Source organism: Streptomyces thermocarboxydovorans (assembly GCF_039524635.1).
GTDB lineage: Bacteria > Actinomycetota > Actinomycetes > Streptomycetales > Streptomycetaceae > Streptomyces > Streptomyces thermocarboxydovorans.
The window spans coordinates 1-535 of sequence record NZ_BAAAGU010000166.1; the positions used below are offsets into that span (position 1 = coordinate 1).

At 42.4% G+C, this 535-nt stretch carries 1 protein-coding gene; it reads left to right on the forward strand.

Features of this window, described 5'->3' with window-relative positions:
* Positions 1-105: 105 nt before the first annotated feature.
* On the forward strand, positions 106-535 hold a 430-nt coding region (locus ABD198_RS30605), incomplete at its 3' end, for a hypothetical protein (RefSeq protein ID WP_344008001.1).

The following is a 535-nucleotide window of genomic DNA, read 5'->3' on the forward strand; positions in this document are numbered from 1 at the left end:
TGTAAATAAAATATCACACTAACTTTACATAAACCCCCTCATTAATTGCCGAGTAGCAAAGTACGATAATTGAAAAGCATGCATAATCGAAAGGTGGTCACTAAAATGCCCTTAAAGATCCAAACAGCCTACGTTAGTATGTTATCGTTTTTAATTTCAGCCATTTTATTCGTACTTTATCCTGCCTTACGTCCTTTTTCAGATGAAAGCTCTTTGCAAGGTGCGGAAGCATTCGCCTCCCCAGAATGGGTCCTATCACATGTATTCGGCATCCTCGCCTTTATGCTCTTACCAATTGGAATTTACGGCATTCACCGTTCTTTAGAAGGAACAGCTGGTTATGTACTTTCTTATTGGGGGTTTGTGTTAACCGTTATCGGAGTAGGGCTAATCTTACCCTATTATGGTGGGGAAACTTATGGCCTTTTTGCCATTGGTCAGGAAGCGATCCATCAACAGTCTGCTGAGCTACTCAGTCAAGCAGATGTCGTGCGTGGCGGGGTGGGAATGGTTATGTTCGGAATAGGTCTAATCC